The sequence below is a fragment of the Variovorax sp. Root318D1 genome (assembly GCF_001424835.1).
In the GTDB taxonomy this organism is placed as follows: Bacteria; Pseudomonadota; Gammaproteobacteria; order Burkholderiales; family Burkholderiaceae_C; genus Variovorax.
The window spans coordinates 243339-260046 of the sequence record NZ_LMCQ01000024.1 but is presented as its reverse complement, the minus strand read 5'-3'; the positions used below and the strand labels follow the sequence as shown (position 1 = coordinate 260046).

Annotated in this window: 19 protein-coding genes; 10 read left to right on the top strand and 9 right to left on the bottom strand. The window is 66.0% G+C overall.

Features of this window, described 5'->3' with window-relative positions; genetic code table 11:
- The first annotated feature begins 66 nt into the window (after positions 1-66).
- Together ASC78_RS24080 and ASC78_RS24075 are read left to right on the top strand one after the other, a co-directional pair.
- Positions 67-483 (top strand): VOC family protein, encoded by a 417-nt coding sequence (locus tag ASC78_RS24080; RefSeq protein ID WP_055807432.1) that lies wholly within the window; start codon positions 67-69, stop codon positions 481-483.
- Between the two features lie 25 nt (positions 484-508).
- Complete coding sequence (locus tag ASC78_RS24075; protein WP_082517641.1) at positions 509-1717, top strand: pirin family protein; 1209 nt, start codon at positions 509-511, stop codon at positions 1715-1717.
- A gap of 22 nt (positions 1718-1739) precedes the next feature.
- Here ASC78_RS24075 and ASC78_RS24070 read toward each other — a convergent pair whose 3' ends face one another.
- The gene (locus ASC78_RS24070) at positions 1740-2030 is read right to left on the bottom strand and encodes a YciI family protein (RefSeq protein WP_055807426.1); all 291 of its coding nucleotides are present in this window, start codon (positions 2028-2030) and stop codon (positions 1740-1742) included.
- A 144-nt stretch (positions 2031-2174) separates the two neighbouring features.
- Between ASC78_RS24070 and ASC78_RS24065 the strand changes: the two genes are divergently transcribed.
- The 5 genes from ASC78_RS24065 to ASC78_RS24045 all read left to right on the top strand — a co-directional run bounded on the left by ASC78_RS24065 (position 2175) and on the right by ASC78_RS24045 (position 5284).
- Complete coding sequence (locus ASC78_RS24065; RefSeq protein ID WP_055807423.1) at positions 2175-3245, top strand: M4 family metallopeptidase; 1071 nt, start codon at positions 2175-2177, stop codon at positions 3243-3245.
- Complete coding sequence (locus tag ASC78_RS24060; RefSeq protein ID WP_055807421.1) at positions 3242-3580, top strand: protealysin inhibitor emfourin; 339 nt, start codon at positions 3242-3244, stop codon at positions 3578-3580. Before ASC78_RS24065 ends, ASC78_RS24060 begins: the two co-directional genes overlap by 4 nt.
- A gap of 97 nt (positions 3581-3677) precedes the next feature.
- Entirely contained in the window at positions 3678-3986 is a 309-nt protein-coding gene (locus ASC78_RS24055) for a putative quinol monooxygenase (RefSeq protein ID WP_055807416.1), read from the top strand.
- A gap of 85 nt (positions 3987-4071) precedes the next feature.
- Positions 4072-4668: a hypothetical protein gene (locus ASC78_RS24050; RefSeq protein ID WP_055807413.1), complete on the top strand. Its 597-nt coding sequence runs from the start codon at positions 4072-4074 to the stop codon at positions 4666-4668.
- 19 nt (positions 4669-4687) lie between these two features.
- Positions 4688-5284 carry a hypothetical protein gene (locus ASC78_RS24045; RefSeq protein WP_082517640.1) on the top strand — a complete coding sequence of 199 codons (597 nt, stop codon included), beginning with the start codon at positions 4688-4690 and terminating at the stop codon, positions 5282-5284.
- 72 nt (positions 5285-5356) lie between these two features.
- Here the strand turns inward: ASC78_RS24045 and gap are convergent, their stop codons facing one another.
- Complete coding sequence (gene gap / locus ASC78_RS24040; protein WP_055807410.1) at positions 5357-6358, bottom strand: type I glyceraldehyde-3-phosphate dehydrogenase; 1002 nt, start codon at positions 6356-6358, stop codon at positions 5357-5359.
- Positions 6359-6420: 62 nt separating this feature from the next.
- Positions 6421-8532 carry a transketolase family protein gene (locus ASC78_RS24035; protein WP_055807407.1) on the bottom strand — a complete coding sequence of 704 codons (2112 nt, stop codon included), beginning with the start codon at positions 8530-8532 and terminating at the stop codon, positions 6421-6423.
- 135 nt (positions 8533-8667) lie between these two features.
- Here ASC78_RS24035 and speD point away from each other — a divergent pair, with 135 nt between their 5' ends.
- Genes speD through ASC78_RS24020 form a run of 3 tightly spaced genes read left to right on the top strand, consistent with a single transcriptional unit; the run spans position 8668 to position 11173 of the window.
- On the top strand, positions 8668-9048 hold the full coding sequence (speD, locus tag ASC78_RS24030) for an adenosylmethionine decarboxylase (RefSeq protein WP_055807404.1): 381 nt from the start codon (positions 8668-8670) through the stop codon (positions 9046-9048).
- Positions 9049-9071: 23 nt separating this feature from the next.
- The gene (locus tag ASC78_RS24025; RefSeq protein ID WP_055807401.1) at positions 9072-9782 is read left to right on the top strand and encodes a nucleotidyltransferase family protein; all 711 of its coding nucleotides are present in this window, start codon (positions 9072-9074) and stop codon (positions 9780-9782) included.
- A complete protein-coding gene (locus ASC78_RS24020; protein ID WP_055807398.1) occupies positions 9779-11173 on the top strand; it encodes an aminopeptidase P N-terminal domain-containing protein in 1395 nt (464 codons plus the stop codon). The genes ASC78_RS24025 and ASC78_RS24020 overlap by 4 nt, the downstream gene beginning before the upstream one ends.
- A 27-nt stretch (positions 11174-11200) precedes the next feature.
- Here the strand turns inward: ASC78_RS24020 and ASC78_RS24015 are convergent, their stop codons facing one another.
- The 6 genes from ASC78_RS24015 to ASC78_RS23990 form a co-directional block, all read right to left on the bottom strand.
- Positions 11201-12553 (bottom strand): esterase-like activity of phytase family protein, encoded by a 1353-nt coding sequence (locus ASC78_RS24015; protein WP_055807395.1) that lies wholly within the window; start codon positions 12551-12553, stop codon positions 11201-11203.
- Positions 12554-12627: 74 nt separating this feature from the next.
- Complete coding sequence (locus ASC78_RS24010) at positions 12628-13104, bottom strand: DUF2269 family protein (protein ID WP_055807393.1); 477 nt, start codon at positions 13102-13104, stop codon at positions 12628-12630.
- Positions 13101-13478, bottom strand: a complete 378-nt coding sequence (locus ASC78_RS24005) for a DoxX-like family protein (RefSeq protein WP_055807389.1) — start codon at positions 13476-13478, stop codon at positions 13101-13103. The genes ASC78_RS24010 and ASC78_RS24005 overlap by 4 nt, the downstream gene beginning before the upstream one ends.
- Positions 13475-13981 carry a hypothetical protein gene (locus ASC78_RS24000; protein WP_055807386.1) on the bottom strand — a complete coding sequence of 169 codons (507 nt, stop codon included), beginning with the start codon at positions 13979-13981 and terminating at the stop codon, positions 13475-13477. Before ASC78_RS24000 ends, ASC78_RS24005 begins: the two co-directional genes overlap by 4 nt.
- Entirely contained in the window at positions 13962-15095 is a 1134-nt protein-coding gene (locus ASC78_RS23995; RefSeq protein WP_055807383.1) for a saccharopine dehydrogenase family protein, read from the bottom strand. The genes ASC78_RS24000 and ASC78_RS23995 overlap by 20 nt, the downstream gene beginning before the upstream one ends.
- The gene (locus ASC78_RS23990) at positions 15092-16702 is read right to left on the bottom strand and encodes an FAD-dependent oxidoreductase (RefSeq protein WP_055807381.1); all 1611 of its coding nucleotides are present in this window, start codon (positions 16700-16702) and stop codon (positions 15092-15094) included. The genes ASC78_RS23995 and ASC78_RS23990 overlap by 4 nt, the downstream gene beginning before the upstream one ends.
- Between the last annotated feature and the right edge of the window lie 6 nt (positions 16703-16708).

The window sequence follows — 16708 nt, the reverse complement described above, 5'->3', positions numbered from 1 at the left end:
TGGACGGCGTACACAACACGTCGGCAAACATCCGATCCACTCTTCATCGAAACAGGAAGACAACCCATGGCCAACAAGCAGATCTTCGTGAACCTCGCCGTCAAGAACCTGGAGAAGTCCAAGGCTTTCTTTGCGGCGCTGGGCTACACCTTCAACGAGAACTTCACCGACGCGAATGCCGCCTGCATGGTGATCCAGGAGGGCAGCATCCACGCCATGCTGCTGGTCGAAGACTTCTTCAAGACCTTCACCGACAAGAGCCTTACCGACACCAGCAAGAGCACCGAGGTGCTGCTGTGCCTCTCGTGCGAAAGCCGGGCCGAGGTCGACGAGATGGTGGCCAAGGCCTTGGCCGCGGGCGGCACGGTGCCGCGCGCGCCGCAGGACTATGGCTTCATGTACGGCCACGGCTTCCAGGACATCGACGGCCACCTGTGGGAGCTGAGCTACATGGACCCGAACGCCGAGATGCCTCCGCAGTAAGGCACGGCCGAAGAGAACAAGAACGATGCCCATCGTTCCATATGCGCTCTTCACTGTTGCACGGAAGGCACCTTCCTTAAAGCACGTTCGCCCCGATATTCCGAGGAACAATGTTGCCGCACCTTCCGCGGCGCGATCACCGGAAAGGAATATCGAGGTGTCCAGCAACAAGAGTTATGAAGAAGGCAGCAGCCCAGTGCTGCAGGTGAGCCCGCTCGGCTTCCCGTGGCAGACGATCGACCCGTTCCTGTTCTGCGTCTATCACGACGACGCCTATCCCAAGGCCAACGCGCGGATGGGTCCCGATGCCCCGCTGGCAGGCCGCCAGATTGGCCAGGACTTCAGCCGCAAGGACGGCTGGAGCATGTATCACGGCGAGACGGTGCCGGGCTTTCCCTCGCACCCGCATCGGGGTTTCGAGACGGTGACCATCGTTCGCAAGGGACTGGTCGACCATTCCGATTCGCTGGGCGCCACCGCGCGCTTCGGCGGCGGCGACGTGCAGTGGCTCACGGCCGGCAAGGGCATCGTGCATTCGGAGATGTTCCCGCTGCTCGATGCGAACGCGCCCAATCCGCTGGAGCTGTTCCAGATCTGGCTCAACCTTCCGGCCCAGAGCAAGATGGCCGAGCCGCATTTCACGATGTTCTGGTCGGAGGCGATTCCGCGCTTTGCATCGGACGATGCGAAGGGCGGTCGCACCGAGGTTGCTGTCATCGCGGGCCGCTTCGGCGACGCTGCGGGCAATGAACGGGAAGCCATCGCGCCTCTTGCGCCGCCGCCCGATTCATGGGCCGCAAAGGCCGATGCCGACGTGGCGATCTGGACGCTCAAGATGACGCCGGGCGCCCAGTGGACGCTGCCGGCCGCCGCGGGCGAAGGCACGCGGCGCGTTCTGTACTTCTTCAAGGGCGCCTTCGCACACATCGCGGGCCGGCGCGTGGAAGGCCCGACCGCCATCGAGCTGCGTGCCGACGCGTCCGTGGAGCTGCGCAATGGCGACGCCGAAGCCAGCGAGTTCCTGCTGCTGCAGGGCCGCCCCATCGCCGAGCCGGTGGTGCAGTACGGCCCGTTCGTGATGAACACGCAGGCCGAGATCGGCCAGACCCTGGACGACTACCGCCGCACGCAGTTCGGCGGCTGGCCCTGGGACGATCCGGCGCCGGTGCACAGCCGCGGCGCCGCGCGCTTTGCGCGGCACCCTGGCGGACGCGAGGAAACGCCCAAGGTCTGAAGCGCGCAGCCTCGGGGCCGCGTCAAACGGTCTTGAGGATCTCGGTGGCAGGGGCGGTCATGCTCGGCACGAACTCGATCACTTCGGTGGTCGCGACGCCGTTCTGCACGAACGGATCGCGTGCCAGCACCGCCTCGAGCGCGTCCCGTTCGCCCGAGCGTGCAAAGATCACGCCGCCCTTGCGCGGCACCTGGCGGCCCGAGGCCAGGAAGAGTCCGCTTTCGTAGTGTTTTCGGAGCCAGGTCATGTGTGCGTCCATCAATACATCGAGCTCTTCGAGGGGGCGAATGTAGGTCAGGGTGACGATGAACATGGCAAGGGCAGCAAGTGGATCGAAGCTCCGATCCTATGGCCTTGCCTTTCCATTTCGTGACACCAGAAGTAACGAAGTGATCCACGTTTTACGGGTTTCTGCTACCGTCTTTTCTACCGCCCCATCGCTCGAGGAAAGTCGCCCATGCCGCTTCGGTCGCCACCCCTTTTGCCACCCAGCTTCGTACCGCCGTACCTGCTGGATCGGCTGGCGGAACGTGCCAGCGCGCATGCCAGCGCACGGGCGGCCCAGACGCTGATGATCGATCGCGAACACCGCGGCCTTCGAGAGGCGGTGGCGTCAAATGGCGTGTCGTCGGGCCCGGCGCCGCGCTACCTTCGGCGTGGCTCGCCCGCGCGCGCCATCCACGATGCGGATCACACCATGAGCCTGCCCGGCAGGCTGGTGCGCGCCGAAGGCCAAGCCGCCATCGGCGACATCGCAGCCGACGAGGCCTACGACTACCTTGGCGCTACCTACCGCCTGTACCACGACGTCTTCGAGCGCGACTCCATCGACGGCGCGGGCATGCCGCTGACCGGCAGCGTGCACTACGGCAACGACTACGACAACGCCTTCTGGAACGGCAAGCAAATGGTGTTCGGCGACGGCGACGGCGAGGTCATGAACCGCTTCACCATCGCGGTGGACATCATCGGCCACGAGCTGACGCACGGCGTCATCGACCATGAGTCGGGCCTCGTCTATCAGGGGCAGCCGGGGGCGCTCAACGAATCGATCTGCGACGTGTTCGGTGTCCTGGTCAAGCAGCACCTCCTGAAGCAGACGGCGCAGCAGGCCGACTGGCTGGTGGGCGCGGGACTTTTCACCGCCAAGGTGGAGGCGCGCGCGCTGCGTTCGATGGCCGAGCCCGGCACGGCCTACGACGATCCGGTGCTGGGCAAAGACCCTCAGCCCGCCCATATGAAAGACTTTGTCGTGACGCGGCAGGACAATGGCGGCGTGCACATCAATTCCGGCATTCCGAACCGCGCTTTCTACCTCGCTGCCACGGCCCTCCCTGGCGCGGCATGGGAGACCGCGGGCCGCGTCTGGTACGACACGGTGTGCGACCGGCGGCTGCGCCAGGACTCCGATTTCGAGGCCTTTGCGCAACTGAGCGTGGAGAATGCGGCCAAGCGCTTTGGGGCCGATAGCGCGGTGCACAAGGCCGTCGGCGCCGCATGGAACACCGTGGGAGTCACGCCATCATGATTCAGCTTCCACCCCTGGACCAAACCTCCGTCGTGCGCGTGACGCGCGAGGGCGGCGTTGCTTATTTGCCGGGGCTTTCGCGCCCGCGCAGCTACCAGCTGGGCAATTGCAGCAAAGAATTGCGCCAGCAGATCGGCGAGGCATTGCAAAGCGCTGCCCCGCATGCGGAGCAGGGCGGCGGGCCCGGCTCGCAGGGCGGCGACCAGCGCTTCTATCGCGTCGAAGTGGTGGTGGAAAGCGCTACCGCGCGTTCGAGTTCGGTCAGCTTCGAAGTGCCCGAGTCCGAGGCGCCCGAAGCGCTGGTGCACCTGTGGAAAGACGCCGCCGACCGCTGAGCGCGCAATGACAGGGTCGCGCGCGAGACCGGCGCCGAAGCGGCGAATCTTTTAGATTCGGCGACTGACATCCACAACCACACCGGAGCCTTTTTCCATGATTCACGTCGTCGCCGTCATCAACGCCAAGCCGGGCCAGCGTGCCAAACTGCTCGAAGCCTTTGCCGCCAACCGCGCGGCCGTGCTGGCCGAAGAGGGCTGCATCGAATACGGTGCCACCATCGATGCACAAGGCGTTCCGACATCGAAGGCCAGCTTCGGGCCCGAGACCTTCGTGGTCATCGAGAAGTGGGAAACACTGGCCCATCTGCAGGCCCATGCGGTGGCACCGCACATGGCGGCGCACGGCGCCAGGACGAAGGAGCTGGTCGAGAGCAAGCTGATCCACGTGCTCGAACCCGTCTGAGAGGTCCGCGAGCGGACCTTCGCGCGCGGCGCATTGCCTGCTACCCTCGTGCCGGGAGCAGGCATCTCGAGGAGGGATACAAGGCATGGCGATCTTCTTCAGACCGCATGGTTTGCGCTTGCGCGCTTTCATCGCAATGCTCGGCGCGCTGGCCGCGGGACTATTGGTGTCCGGCTGCGCGCAGCTTGCGGCGCCGCCCTACGCGGCCGACTACGAAGCGCTCGACCGGCTCGAAGCGGCGCGCCCCGGCATGGTGGCCGTGGCGAAGGTACAGCCGACCGATCCGAACGACGGCATCAACACGCTCGGCCTGCGCCGCGCGAAACTGGTGTCGCCCAGTGGCACCTTTGCGCAATACCTGGAAGACGCGCTGATGCGCGACCTGGGAGAAATATCGGCCTACGACCCCAAGGCGTCGACCCGCATCGCGGCGCGGATCGTGGTCAACGAACTCGACCTTGGCGTCATCAACGGCACCGGCCGCATGGACGTGGAAGTGGTCGTGACGCGTGCGGCCGCACAGCGGTTGCGCAAGACCTACCGCGGCGAGATCGCCTTCGACTCGAGCTACGCGAACATCGTGGCCGTGCCTGCCGGCCAGGCCGCCTACCCGCGGCTGGTGCGCGCGCTGCTGCGCCAGATGTATGCCGACCCGCAGTTCGTCGCGGCCATTGCACCGTAGAGCCGGAGAAAGCCGCATCATGACGTTTGTTCTTTCTTCGGCCGCTCGCCTGTTGGCTGCTGTCGCCCTGACCATCGCCGTGGCAGGTTGCTCCCATCCGATCACGATGATCACGGAGACGGCGCCGCCGCGCGCAACGGCCCATCTCCTTCCGAAGAAGGTGGCCTACGTGATGACCGACGCCCAGCGCGACCAGCAGGTGACCACCGCCGGCGGCAGCGGCGACCGCGTGAGCTACTACCCGTACCGCGACCTCGAAAAGTCGATTCGCGACGCGCTGCGCGCGGTGTACCGCGACGTGGTCGTGCTGCGTACCGCCAACGATGCCAAGGCCAATGAGACAGCGGGCGTGTCGCTGGTGTTCACGCCGCAGATCAAGACCGATTCGAGCTCGTCCTCCTGGATCACCTGGCCGCCCACGTCGTTCACCGCCGAGGTGAGCTGCGTGGTCAGCGATGCCGCAGGCGCCGAGGTCACGCGCGTGCGCGCGGTCGGCAACGGCACCGCGGAATTCGGCGAGTTCAACGGCGACTACGGACTGGCCGCCCGGCGCGCGGCGACGCGGATGACGTCGCAGCTCAGCAGCGAGATCCGGCGGAACGAGAAGCTGCGCTGACGCGATTCCCTTGTGCGCGAACCCATGAAAAAACGCGCCCGAGGGCGCGTTTTTCGTTGGAGCTTCGAAGGCTTACTTCGAAACGACCTTCACCATTTCGAGGCACTTGTTCGAGTAGCCCCATTCGTTGTCGTACCAGCTCACGAGCTTCACGAAGGTGCCGTCCAGCGCAATGCCGGCTTCGGCGTCGAAGATCGACGTGCGCGGGTCGCCGCGGAAGTCGGTGGCCACCACCTTGTCCTCGGTGTAGCCCAGCACGCCCTTGAGCGCGCCTTCGCTCTGCGACTTCATTTCGGCGCAGATTTCCTTGTAGGTGGCTTCCTTCTCCAGCTCCACCGTCAGGTCGACCACCGACACGTCGGAGGTCGGCACGCGGAAGCTCATGCCGGTGAGCTTCTTGTTGAGCTCGGGGATCACCACGCCCACGGCCTTGGCGGCGCCGGTGCTCGAGGGAATGATGTTTTCCAGGATGCCGCGGCCGCCGCGCCAATCCTTGTTGCTCGGGCCGTCGACGGTCTTCTGCGTGGCGGTGGCGGCGTGCACGGTGGTCATCAGGCCGCGCTTGATGCCCCACTTGTCGTTCAGCACCTTGGCGAGCGGTGCCAGGCAGTTGGTGGTGCAGCTGGCGTTGCTGACGATGGCTTCGCCGGCGTACTTCTTGTCGTTCACGCCGTAGACGAACATGGGGGTGTCGTCCTTCGACGGGGCCGACATGATCACTTTCTTGGCGCCTGCCTCGAGATGCTTCTGGCAGGTTTCCTTGGTGAGGAAGAGGCCGGTCGATTCGAGAACGATGTCGGCGCCGACTTCGTTCCACTTGAGTTGCGCCGGGTCGCGCTCTTGCGTCAGGCGGATCTTCTTGCCGTTGACGATCAGCGTGTTGCCTTCAACCGTGACTTCGCCCTTGAAGCGGCCGTGCACCGAGTCGTACTGGAGCATGTAGGCCAGGTAGTCGGGCTCGAGCAAGTCGTTGATGGCGACGATTTCGATGTCGTTCTTGAAGTTCTGCACCGCTGCGCGCAGCACGTTGCGACCGATGCGACCGAAGCCGTTGATACCGAGTTTGATAGCCATCTGATTTGCTCCTAAGGTTGAAAAACTTTTTGATCGAACAGAAAGAAAACGCCTCGCCGGGCTCAGTCGCGCAGGGCGGCTTCGACCGTGGCGGCAACGTTCTCTGCCGTGAACCCGAAATGCTTGAACAGCGCCGATGCCGGTGCCGACTCGCCGTAGCTGTCGATGCCCACCACGGCCGCGCAGCCGTACTTCCACCAGCCGGCGGTGCAGCCCATTTCGACGGCGATGCGCGGCAGCTTCTTCGGCAGCACGCTCTTCTTGTAGGCCACGTCCTGGCGGTCGAAGGTGGTGGTCGAGGGCATCGACACCACGCGCACCGCAATTTTCTTCTCGGCCAGCAATTTCTGCGCGGCCAGGGCCAATTGCACTTCGGAACCGGTGGCAATGATGACCGCGGCGGTCTTCTTGCTCTTGAGGCCGACGACCTCGGGTTCCGACAGCACGTAGGCGCCGCGGCTGATGTCGCCGAGGTCGCCCTTCGGCGCGTAGGCGATGTTCTGGCGGCTCAGCAGCAGCGCGGTGGGGCGCGCCTGGTTCTGCAGCGCCACGGCCCAGGCCACAGCGGTTTCGGCCGTGTCGCCCGGACGCCAGACGTCGAGGTTGGGGATCAGGCGCAGCGATGCGGCGTGCTCGATCGATTGGTGCGTGGGGCCGTCTTCGCCAAGGCCGATGGAGTCGTGCGTGAACACGTGCACCACGCGGCGCTTCATGAGCGCAGCCATGCGGATGGCGTTGCGGCTGTAGTCGCTGAAGGTCAGGAACGTGCCGCCGTAGGGAATGAAGCCGCCATGCAGCGAGACACCGTTCATGATGCCCGCCATGCCGAACTCGCGCACGCCGTAGTTGATGTGGCGGCCGATCACGCCGTGCGGCGGCTCGGCGTTGTCTGCGGTGCTCTCGGGCGCGGCTTCGTCTTCGGCGCCCTGGTTGGGCTGCTGGACTGGCACGTCCATGACCACGGTGCCGGTCTTCGCATCGAAGCGCAGAGCGGCCGTGCTCTTGGTGTTGGTGAGGTTGGAGCCGGTGAGGTCGGCGCTGCCGCCGAGCATTTCAGGCAGCGCGGCGGTGAAGGCCTCGAGCGCGAGCTGGCTGGCCTTGCGGCTGGCCACGGTTTCGCCCTTGGTGTGGGCGGCCACCACGGTGTCGAACGCCACCTGGTGGAAGTTCTTGGGCAGCTCGCCTCGCATGCGGCGGGTGAACTCGGCGGCGAGATCGGGGAAGGCCTTCGCGTAGGCGTCGAACTTGTCGTTCCAGGCCGCTTCGGCCAAGGCGCCTTCGGCCTTGTGATCCCAGTCGGCGTAGGCTTCCTCCGGCACTTCGAAGGCCGGGTGCGTCCAGTTCAGCGCGGCGCGGGTGAGGGTGATTTCCTCGGCGCCCAGCGGCTCGCCGTGGGCCTTGGCGGTGTTGGCGCGGTTCGGGCTGCCCTTGCCGATCTGCGTCTTGCAGATGATGAGGGTGGGCTTGCTGTCCTGCTTCTTCGCCTTGGCGATGGCCTTGGACACTTCCTTGGCGTCGTTGCCGTCGATCGGGCCGATCACGTTCCAGCCGTAGGCCTTGAAGCGCTCTTCAGTGTTGTCGATGAACCAGGGCTTGACCTGGCCGTCGATGCTGATGCCGTTGTCGTCGTACAGCGCAATCAGCTTGTTCAGGTGCCAGGCGCCGGCCAGAGCGCAGGCTTCGTGGCTGACGCCTTCCATCATGCAGCCGTCGCCCAGGAAAGCGTAGGTGTGGTGGTCGACGATGGCGTGGTGCTTGCGGTTGAACTCGGACGCAAGCAGCTTCTCGGCCAGCGCAAAGCCCACGGCATTGGTGATGCCCTGGCCTAGCGGGCCGGTGGTGGTTTCCACGCCGGGGGTCACGTCGACTTCGGGGTGGCCCGCGGTCTTGCTGTGCAGTTGACGGAAGTTCTTGAGCTCGCTGATCGGCAGGTCGTAGCCGGTGAGGTGCAGCACCGCGTACAGCAGCATCGAGGCATGGCCGTTCGACAGCACGAAGCGGTCGCGGTCGAACCAGTGCGGGTTCGCGGGGTTGTAGCGCAGGTGCTCGCCCCAGAGTGCGACGGCCATGTCGGCCATGCCCATCGGTGCGCCCGGATGTCCGGAGTTTGCTTGTTGGACGGCATCCATGGCCAGCGCGCGAATCGCGTTGGCCATCAGGGCTTGGTTTGCCATGGGCGGAGGACTTTCGGGGAATGTGGATTGGGGGGAACCCGCGATTTTACCGGGCTCGCTCCGACCCCCTTCAATACGCCCTGTGCACCCGGCCGATGTTCTTTGGCAGTGCCCGGACTGCTAGAGTTGCCACCCATGCATGGGTTGCACCTCACCGCCGATCTCCACGACTGCCAATGCGGGATGCAATGGCTCACCGACAAGGAGGCGCTCGGCGCCGTCTGCCTCAAGGCTGTCACCGCCGCAGGGCTGCAGCCGGTGGGCCAGCTGGTCCACGGATTTCCGGCCACGCCAGAGGGGCCGGGCGGCGTGACGGCCACGGTGCTGCTGGCCGAATCGCACCTGTGCATCCACACCTGGCCCGAACAGCGCGGCGCCACGCTCGACGTGTATGTGTGCAACTTCGGCGGCGACCATTCGGCCAAGGCGCATGCGCTGATGGAATGCCTGGTCTCTCTTTTCAAGCCCGGCCACAGCGAACGCAACGAGTTGCTGCGCGGCAAGGTGGCGGCTTGAGCACCCGGACTTCCCTGCGGGCGATGATCCTTGCCGCAGGCCGCGGCGAGCGCATGCGGCCCCTGACCGACACCACTCCGAAACCCCTGCTCGAAGTGCGCGGCAAGCCGCTGATGCAATGGCCGATGGAGGCGCTGGCCGCCGGCGGCTTCACCGAACTGGTGGTCAACACCGACTGGCACGGCGAGAAGATTTCCAGCCGGTTCGGCACCAGCCCATTGCTGAATGGGCGCAGCGCGCTATCAATTTCATATTCCGACGAAGGCCGCGACTTTGGCGGAGCGCTGGAAACGGCCGGTGGCATCGTGCGCGCGTTGCCTCAGCTGGGCGAGGTTTTCTGGGTCGCGGCCGGCGATGTGTTCGCGCCGGATTTCGCCTTCACGCAGGCTGCGGTCGACCGCTTCGCGGCGAGCGGCAAGCTCGCGCACCTGTGGCTGGTGCCGAACCCGGCGCACAACCTGAAGGGCGACTTCGGCCTTTCAGCTGGCGGGCTGGCGCTCAATTCGGCGGCGGAGAAGTACACCTTCTCGACGATCGGCCTGTATCGAGCCGCCCTTTTTTCGCCGCCCTATTGCGACATTCCTCCCGGCAACCCGGCAGGTGCCAAAGCCCCGCTCGCACCCATCCTGCGCGCCGCGATGGACAATGAACTCGTGAGCGCCGAGCTCTACACCGGGCCCTGGACCGATGTGGGAACGCCCGAACGGCTTCTTCAACTGAACACGCCAAGATGACCTCAGAACACAACAAGATCTACGCCGAGCGCCGCGCGCGCCTCGCCTCGCAATTGGGCAAGGACGGCATCGCCATCGTGCCGACCGCGCCCGAGCGGCAGCGCAACCGCGACAGCGATTTCTTGTTCCGGCACGACAGCTACTTCTATTACCTGACCGGCTTCACCGAGCCGAACGCCTGGCTGGTGCTCGCGGGGGACGGCCGCGCCACGCTGTTCTGTGCGCCCAAGGACCTGGAGCGCGAGATCTGGGACGGCTTTCGCCTCGGCCCCGATGCGGCGCCCGCGGCGCTTGGCGTGGACGAGGCTTTCTCGATCAACGAGCTCGACGCCAAGCTGCCGAAGCTGCTCGAGAACAGGTCGACCGTGTGGTTCCCGTTCGCGATTCACAAGGGTCTGGAAACTCGCATCGACGGCTGGCTGCAGTCGGTGCGTGCGCGCGTGCGCTACGGCGCACTGTGCCCCGAGGAGCAGCGCGACCTGTGCGGGCCGCTCGATGAAATGCGCCTCTTCAAGGACGCGCACGAACAGGACACCATGCGGCGCGCCGCACAGATCAGCGCGCGTGCCCACATCCGCGCGATGCAGCTCTCGGCCCGCATGCTGCGCGAAGGCAAGGACGTGCGCGAATACCACCTGGATGCCGAGTTGCTGCACGAGTTTCGCCTGAGCGGCTCGCAGTACCCGGCGTACGGCTCCATCGTGGCCGCCGGTGCCAATGCCTGCGTGCTGCACTATCGCGCCGACGCCGCGCCAGTGCGAAGCGGCGAGCTGGTGCTGATCGACGCGGGCTGCGAGCTCGACAGCTACGCGAGCGACATCACCCGCACCTTTCCGGCCAACGGCAAGTTCAGCGGCCCACAGCGCGCGCTGTACGACCTGGTGCTGGCCAGCCAGGACGCGTCGGCCGCGGCCACCAAAGCCGGTAACCGCTTCACCGATCCGCACGATGCGGCCGTCAAGGTGTTGGCGCAGGGCATGCTCGACCTGGGCCTGCTCGATGCGAACAAGGTGGGCAGCGTGGACGACGTGATCGACAGCCGCGCCTATTTCCAGTTCTACATGCACCGCACCGGCCACTGGCTCGGCATGGACGTGCACGACTGCGGCAGCTACGTCGAGCCCACGCAGGTCGGCGAGGTGAGCGAGCGCAAGGATCCGCTGTCGAACGAAGTCATCAAGAACCGGCCGAGCCGCATCCTGCATCCCGGCATGGTGCTGACGCTGGAGCCCGGCATCTACGTGCGGCCTGGCGACGGCGTGCCCGAGCAGTTCCACAACATTGGCATCCGCATCGAGGACGACGCGATCGTCACGGCCACCGGTTGCGAACTCATTTCTCGCGGCGTGCCGGTGAAGGCGGACGAGATCGAGGCGCTGATGCGGGCCTGACCGCCCGCACGCGGCAGCGCAACGCCCTTATTTCGCCTGCAGCAGCGCGCCTGCCTCGAGCAGCACCAGCTCGTTGTCATCCGCCTTGTTCGGCTCGCGGCTGCTGGAGAACGGCAGGTTGTTGTCGTTGCCCACCACGATGTGCGTGGCATCGACCACGTCGACGTTCTCGATGGTGAAGAACGGGAACTTGAGCACGCCGTCGTTGAGTGGCTTACGCGCGAGCTTGGCCGGGTCTGCAATGTTCAGCAAGTCGATGTAGCCGATCTTGCGCACCGCACCGCCCGCGTTGGCGTCGTTCAACTCGACCTTGTAGACGCGCTTGAATTTGGCAATGTCGTGGAAGCAGTCGGTGCGCTTCTGACCTTCGGGGCAGGCCTTGTCGCTCGTGCCTTCGCCGTTGTCGCGCTCGATGATGAGACCCGTGGTGGCGTCGATCATGTTGAAGTCACCGATGGCGTTGCCGTTGGCTTCGAGAACGTAGTGCCAGTGGCGGCCCGTCCATTTTTCCGAGGCCACGTCGAACTCCAGCACGCGCAATGCTTCCTTGCCGCCCTGCTTTTCGTAGTCCTTGGCCTCGGCGTTCCACACCGGACCTTCGAGCAGCGCGTAGAGCTTGCTGCCGTCCTTCGACGCCGCCATGCCTTCGAAGCCCTTGGAGCGCTTGACCTGGAAGTCGACCGCGCCGCCCGGTACGCCCGGGGTGGTGACTGCGGGATGGTCGGGCGAGCGCACGGCCTTGCTGTCGACCTGCGTGTCGAACACGGCGAGCACCTTACCTTTCAGGTCAGCCTTGATCAGAAAGGGGCCGAACTCTTCGCCGATCCACAGCGCGCCGCCGGCAAACTGAAAGCTCTCGGGGTCGAAGTCGGAACCGGTGAGGTAGCGCGGCTTCGTGCCTTCGTGAACGATGCGGAAGGGCACCTTCTTGTCGGGGTCGTGCAGGAAGATGGTGTCCAAGCGGTTGAACTTACCGCTCTTGAAGTCCACCTTGTAGTGGTTCAGGTAGAGCATGAAGTCGGGCGAGTTGGCCTTGGCTCCCGCACCGTTGTCGGTAAGGATCCAGAACGAACCATCGTCCATCTTCTTGATGCCCGAGTGGCCTTGCAGGGGCTGGCCCTTGAAGGGCAGCGAGACGCCTGTACCGCGGCCGGCCGAAAGGCCTTCGACCATTCCCAATGCTTCGACACGCTTACCCGAGGTGAACTTGCCGCTGGCCTGCAGGTCGGCAGGCGCATCCTTTGGCGCGGCCACGAAGCTCTGCGCGGGCAGCACCGCGTGGCCGGCGAGCGTCGCGGGGAAGGCGGTCTGTGCGGATACGCTGCCGCAGGCGAGCGCTGCGGCAAAGGCGATGAAGGAGAGCGAAGCAAGGCGCGTCATGAGCAAGAAGAAAGGTTTCAGTCGAAACGCGAGACCATGCCAATTGCGCGTGACGCAGCCATGACATGCAAGGCTCAGAACTGGAGCGCGGGCTTGTTCACCATCAGATAGAACACGACCACCATGGCGACGAACGCCGGATAGCCCAACACCTCCCAGTAGCGTTGATAGCGCGCATGGAGTTGAGGCAGCGGCGCTATGTCGCGGTGCGCGTGCGCGGCCATTGCTGCCATGCGGATCTGCAGCCACACCACCGGCACCCAGCAGGCGCCGGCGAACACGAACAGCGCTATCGAAAGCGCGAGCCACGGGGTGGAAAGCGGCCATCCCGCCATGTGAGCCAGGGCGAAGCCGGTCAGCGGCTGCACGATGGCGGTCGGCGTGGTGAACCACCAATCGGCCCGCACCACCAAGCGGCTCACAACGGCTTGCGCGGCTACGCTGCCGCTGCGGTTGGCAAAGAACATGTAGAAGGCCGAGCCGAGTCCGGTGCCGACCAGCAGCACGCTCGAGACGATGTGCAGCCATTTGAGAACGAGATAGGTATTCATGGCGTGATGCGCCGGTACAGGTGCCAGAGCAGCGCGGCGATTGGCAGGTTCTTCAGCAGCGGACCCAGCGGGTGCATCCACAAGCTCGGCTGGAGGAGTGTCGCTACCGCCGTCATGACCAGCAGCAGAGCCAAGGCCGCGAGGTAGCTGATGCGGCCCGGCCGCCACCACAGAGCGAGACCGATGACAAGGTCTGCCGCCGCGCCGCCGATGATCAGGCACCGAACCAACCAGAGCGGCGAAGCAACGCCGGCCTCGGCGAGCACCCGCGAGCTCTGGCCGTCGAGTTCCACGATGCTGGCGAATGCAGTGAGCAGCCACACCGCGACAAGGCTGAGGTGCAGCAGGCGATCGTCTTCGAGGGAAGTTGTCATGCCGCGCCGTTCCCGTGCTGCACCCGTTGCCACTCGACGACCTCGGCCGCGTGCTCGGTCAGGAAATCACGCATGCGCCCGAAACGCCGCTGCGTCTGCCGTGCAAAGACCCAGGTCACCACCGGCTCCAGCAGCCAGCGCAACGCCGTCGGACCGGCCTCGATGGTGTAGACGTAAATCAGCATCGAGCGGCCGGGTTGCGTGTCGCGGTGCCGCATGGAGGCAGCCCAGCGGCTGAAAGGGAAGGAACAGCCGATCATCGAAGCCGCCGCCACATGCGGTCGGTCGAAGGCAATGAACCGTGTGCGCATCGAAAGGCCGCGCAGCCACCCGCCGCCGGTGTTCTCGGTTTCCGCGCCGACGAACGGGCACGGTGCGCCGCCCACGACGCGGGCGTCACTCACCAAGGAATCCCAGCGTGCGCGCCAGACGTGATAGTGGAAAGCATCGAAGACCACGTCGGACGACGCCGGCATTTCGAATTCAAAGCGTTGATGCGCCATGGCCCGTCGCGTTTTCGTCAATCACATCTGTCACCATTCCCCAGCGCGCGAACTCGGTTTCGAACTCGCTCAAGGCCAGCAAGCCGCTACAGGCATGCGCGCCGACGGGCAGCGCGTCGCCGCGTGCCAGGCGGCGCGCCAGCAGGATGGCGGCCATGCAGGGAATCTCGGGGCCGTGGTTGTCGTCGGCGGCAATGTGCCAGGCGCGGCGCGCTTCCATGCCGCGCGCATCGATGCCTTCGACGCGCACCACCATGCCGCCCAGCGCGGTGCCGAAGGCATCGAACACGCGGCCCGCCGAATGCAGCAGCGGCGCAAGTCTTAGCGGCGATGGCAGCAGGCCCATGCGGCGCATGAATGCCATGAAGGCAAACGCATGCTGCGCAAGGCCGACCTCGAGCGCCGCGCGAAACATGACGGACTGGACGCCGACATAGCGCGCCGGAAAAAGTTCGAGATCGGGGATGTCGCACAGCGCGCCGCGGCGCGGCTTCATGCGCGCGAATCGCACTGCGGTGGGGTTGGCCCATCCTGGCTTGTCGGTCCATCCGCCGTCGCACCAGACCCGGATCGGCTCGCCGCAGTAGGCGAGCACGCCCGCAAGCGTGGCTTCGCCGCGCGGTGCGCCTTGGGCTGGCGCAATGCAGGTGTCGATGCTTCGGATGCTGCGCCATCCTCCGGTGAGGTGGTCCACCACCGCCGACGACAGTGCCGGCACGGTGCTGGCGCCGGCAATGGCCGTGCGGCCCGCGCTGCGAAAGGCCGCGTCGAGCGCAGCGGGAAAGTCGCAGACGAAGCGCCGCCCGTCGGCCAGGTCGATGTAGTGCGCGCCGGCTGCCGCCACGGCATGCGGCACGCGATAGTCCTGGTTCTGGAAAGGGCCCGCGGTGTGAATGACGAGTTCGACGCCGAAGCTGCGCAGGTTTTCGACAAGGTCGCCGGCCTGGACGTCGATTCGCACGCCGCGCGCCGCACCGCCCAGCGTCTGCGCGAAACCGGTGGCGCGCTGCTGGTCGCGGCCGCCGATCATCAGTTCGATGCCGGCATCCGATGCCAGCGCGCGGCAAATGCGCGCGCCGAAGTTGCCGTAGCCACCGAGCACCAGGATTTTCATGAGACGCCCATGCCCGCAACGTGGCCGCGCGTGAAGGCTTCTTCGAAGATCGAGTAGCCCGACCAGTCCGCATGCGCGAACGAGAGCCGCCCGACGGCAACGTGGCCTCCGTATCCCGCACCCATCCGTGCCAACAGCCCCGGCGCGGGAATGGCCATGGCGTGGCCATAGCGCGTGATCTCGATGCGCGTGGCCAGCGCCGGCAAATCAGGATGTGGCAGCGAAAGCTCGGTGAGCAACTCGTCGCGCCATGCGGCCCACGGGCGCTCGAGCAGCAGGCGGCGGCCGTCGGCGGGGTCGTAGCGGCTCGGACCGAGCGGGCGGTACCAGCTGATGACAGTGCCGCGCGGCGTGGGGTCGAGCGTCTGGTGGCGCGCATCGACATATCCCAGGCCGCGGGTGCCGAACACCACGTTGTCCCAGCTCGGCGCTGCGCCCAGGCGGTCGGCAAGCGGCCCGCGCAAGTGCACATTGGCGACAAGCCAGGGCGCGTAGCGCACATGAGCGGCGGCGTTCGCGAGGACTGGGGGCGGGCTCTCGACCACGCGCGCCGCGATGAACACCGGTAGCGCGACGATGCAGCGCTCGGCCTGCCAGCGCACCAGCGATTTCGATGCGGCGTCCCATGCGTCGACCTCGACACCGCCACGCAGCTCGGCGATGCGGGTGACGATCTGGCCGGTGCGCAGCCGGTCGCCGAGCGGCGCGGCCAAGCGCTGCGTAAGCCAGCCGTTGCCTTCGGGCCAGGTGAGCACGCCGTCGCGCTCGGGGGTCGAGTCAGCGCCGCTGCTCGATGAACCCGGCGCATGAAATCCGTGCCGGCTTGCAAAGTAGTGAATGCCGGCCCAGGCCGAAACTTGTTCGATGCCGGCACCGTAGTCATCGCGGCAGCAGTAGTCGAGATACCACCGAAGCTGCGGGTCGCCGAAGCCTTCGCTGTCGAGCCAGCGCTCGAATGGAAGGGCGTCAAGCGCGAGCAGCTCGGGCGTCGGGTCCACCCGGAGCGTGGGAATGGCGAAGTGCGCCGCATGCTGCAGCGCATCGATCCGCTGCGCGAACTTGCGGTATTGCGCATGGGTGCTCTCGCCCACGTCGTGCAAGGGCAGCAGGCCGTCCTGCCACTCCCCGCGGAAGAACAGCCGCTCCTGAGGGCTGTGGCACAGGTGGCGCTCGTCGTATTCCCAGCGGCCGGCCACGCGGCGACGCAGGCCGAGTTCTTCGAGCAGGTCCTGCACTTCGCGCGCATCGCCGTTGGGCACGGGCAGGTAATGCGCGCCGAGCGGGCACGCAATGCCATTAACCATGCCGCCGCGCGCATTGCCGCCCGGCGTGTCTTCGAGTTCAAGGAGGGCGAAGTCCTCGATGCCCGAAAGACGCAGCGCGCGCGCCGCGGCAAGCCCTGCGACTCCGCCTCCGGCAATGACCACGCGCGTTCGCTTGACGGTTGCGGGTGCCTGGCGCTTCAGTCCGCCGTCGCGCATGGCATGGCCTCTCGCCATGTCGGTACCGGTGAAGCCGCCTTCGATGGCAGGAAACGAAGCCTCGCAGCCGGCGAGCGCAAGAGCGCCCGCCGCACCGGCCACGCCAAGAAAATCGCGCCGTTGCATGCGAGG

What these genes read in the sequence shown, in the direction of transcription:
- ASC78_RS24005 (WP_055807389.1), bottom strand. Translation starts at nt 13,478, where the DNA reads ATGACAACTTCCCTCGAAGACGATCGCCTGCTGCACCTCAGCCTTGTC.
- ASC78_RS24000 (WP_055807386.1), bottom strand. Translation starts at nt 13,981, where the DNA reads ATGGCGCATCAACGCTTTGAATTCGAAATGCCGGCGTCGTCCGACGTG.
- ASC78_RS24010 (WP_055807393.1), bottom strand. Translation starts at nt 13,104, where the DNA reads ATGAATACCTATCTCGTTCTCAAATGGCTGCACATCGTCTCGAGCGTG.
- ASC78_RS23995 (WP_055807383.1), bottom strand. Translation starts at nt 15,095, where the DNA reads ATGAAAATCCTGGTGCTCGGTGGCTACGGCAACTTCGGCGCGCGCATT.
- speD (WP_055807404.1), top strand. Translation starts at nt 8,668, where the DNA reads ATGCATGGGTTGCACCTCACCGCCGATCTCCACGACTGCCAATGCGGG.
- gap (WP_055807410.1), bottom strand. Translation starts at nt 6,358, where the DNA reads ATGGCTATCAAACTCGGTATCAACGGCTTCGGTCGCATCGGTCGCAAC.
- ASC78_RS24015 (WP_055807395.1), bottom strand. Translation starts at nt 12,553, where the DNA reads ATGACGCGCCTTGCTTCGCTCTCCTTCATCGCCTTTGCCGCAGCGCTC.
- ASC78_RS24050 (WP_055807413.1), top strand. Translation starts at nt 4,072, where the DNA reads ATGGCGATCTTCTTCAGACCGCATGGTTTGCGCTTGCGCGCTTTCATC.
- ASC78_RS24080 (WP_055807432.1), top strand. Translation starts at nt 67, where the DNA reads ATGGCCAACAAGCAGATCTTCGTGAACCTCGCCGTCAAGAACCTGGAG.
- ASC78_RS24020 (WP_055807398.1), top strand. Translation starts at nt 9,779, where the DNA reads ATGACCTCAGAACACAACAAGATCTACGCCGAGCGCCGCGCGCGCCTC.
- ASC78_RS24060 (WP_055807421.1), top strand. Translation starts at nt 3,242, where the DNA reads ATGATTCAGCTTCCACCCCTGGACCAAACCTCCGTCGTGCGCGTGACG.
- ASC78_RS24035 (WP_055807407.1), bottom strand. Translation starts at nt 8,532, where the DNA reads ATGGCAAACCAAGCCCTGATGGCCAACGCGATTCGCGCGCTGGCCATG.
- ASC78_RS24075 (WP_082517641.1), top strand. Translation starts at nt 509, where the DNA reads ATGCCCATCGTTCCATATGCGCTCTTCACTGTTGCACGGAAGGCACCT.
- ASC78_RS24045 (WP_082517640.1), top strand. Translation starts at nt 4,688, where the DNA reads ATGACGTTTGTTCTTTCTTCGGCCGCTCGCCTGTTGGCTGCTGTCGCC.
- ASC78_RS24025 (WP_055807401.1), top strand. Translation starts at nt 9,072, where the DNA reads ATGATCCTTGCCGCAGGCCGCGGCGAGCGCATGCGGCCCCTGACCGAC.
- ASC78_RS24055 (WP_055807416.1), top strand. Translation starts at nt 3,678, where the DNA reads ATGATTCACGTCGTCGCCGTCATCAACGCCAAGCCGGGCCAGCGTGCC.
- ASC78_RS23990 (WP_055807381.1), bottom strand. Translation starts at nt 16,702, where the DNA reads ATGCAACGGCGCGATTTTCTTGGCGTGGCCGGTGCGGCGGGCGCTCTT.
- ASC78_RS24070 (WP_055807426.1), bottom strand. Translation starts at nt 2,030, where the DNA reads ATGTTCATCGTCACCCTGACCTACATTCGCCCCCTCGAAGAGCTCGAT.
- ASC78_RS24065 (WP_055807423.1), top strand. Translation starts at nt 2,175, where the DNA reads ATGCCGCTTCGGTCGCCACCCCTTTTGCCACCCAGCTTCGTACCGCCG.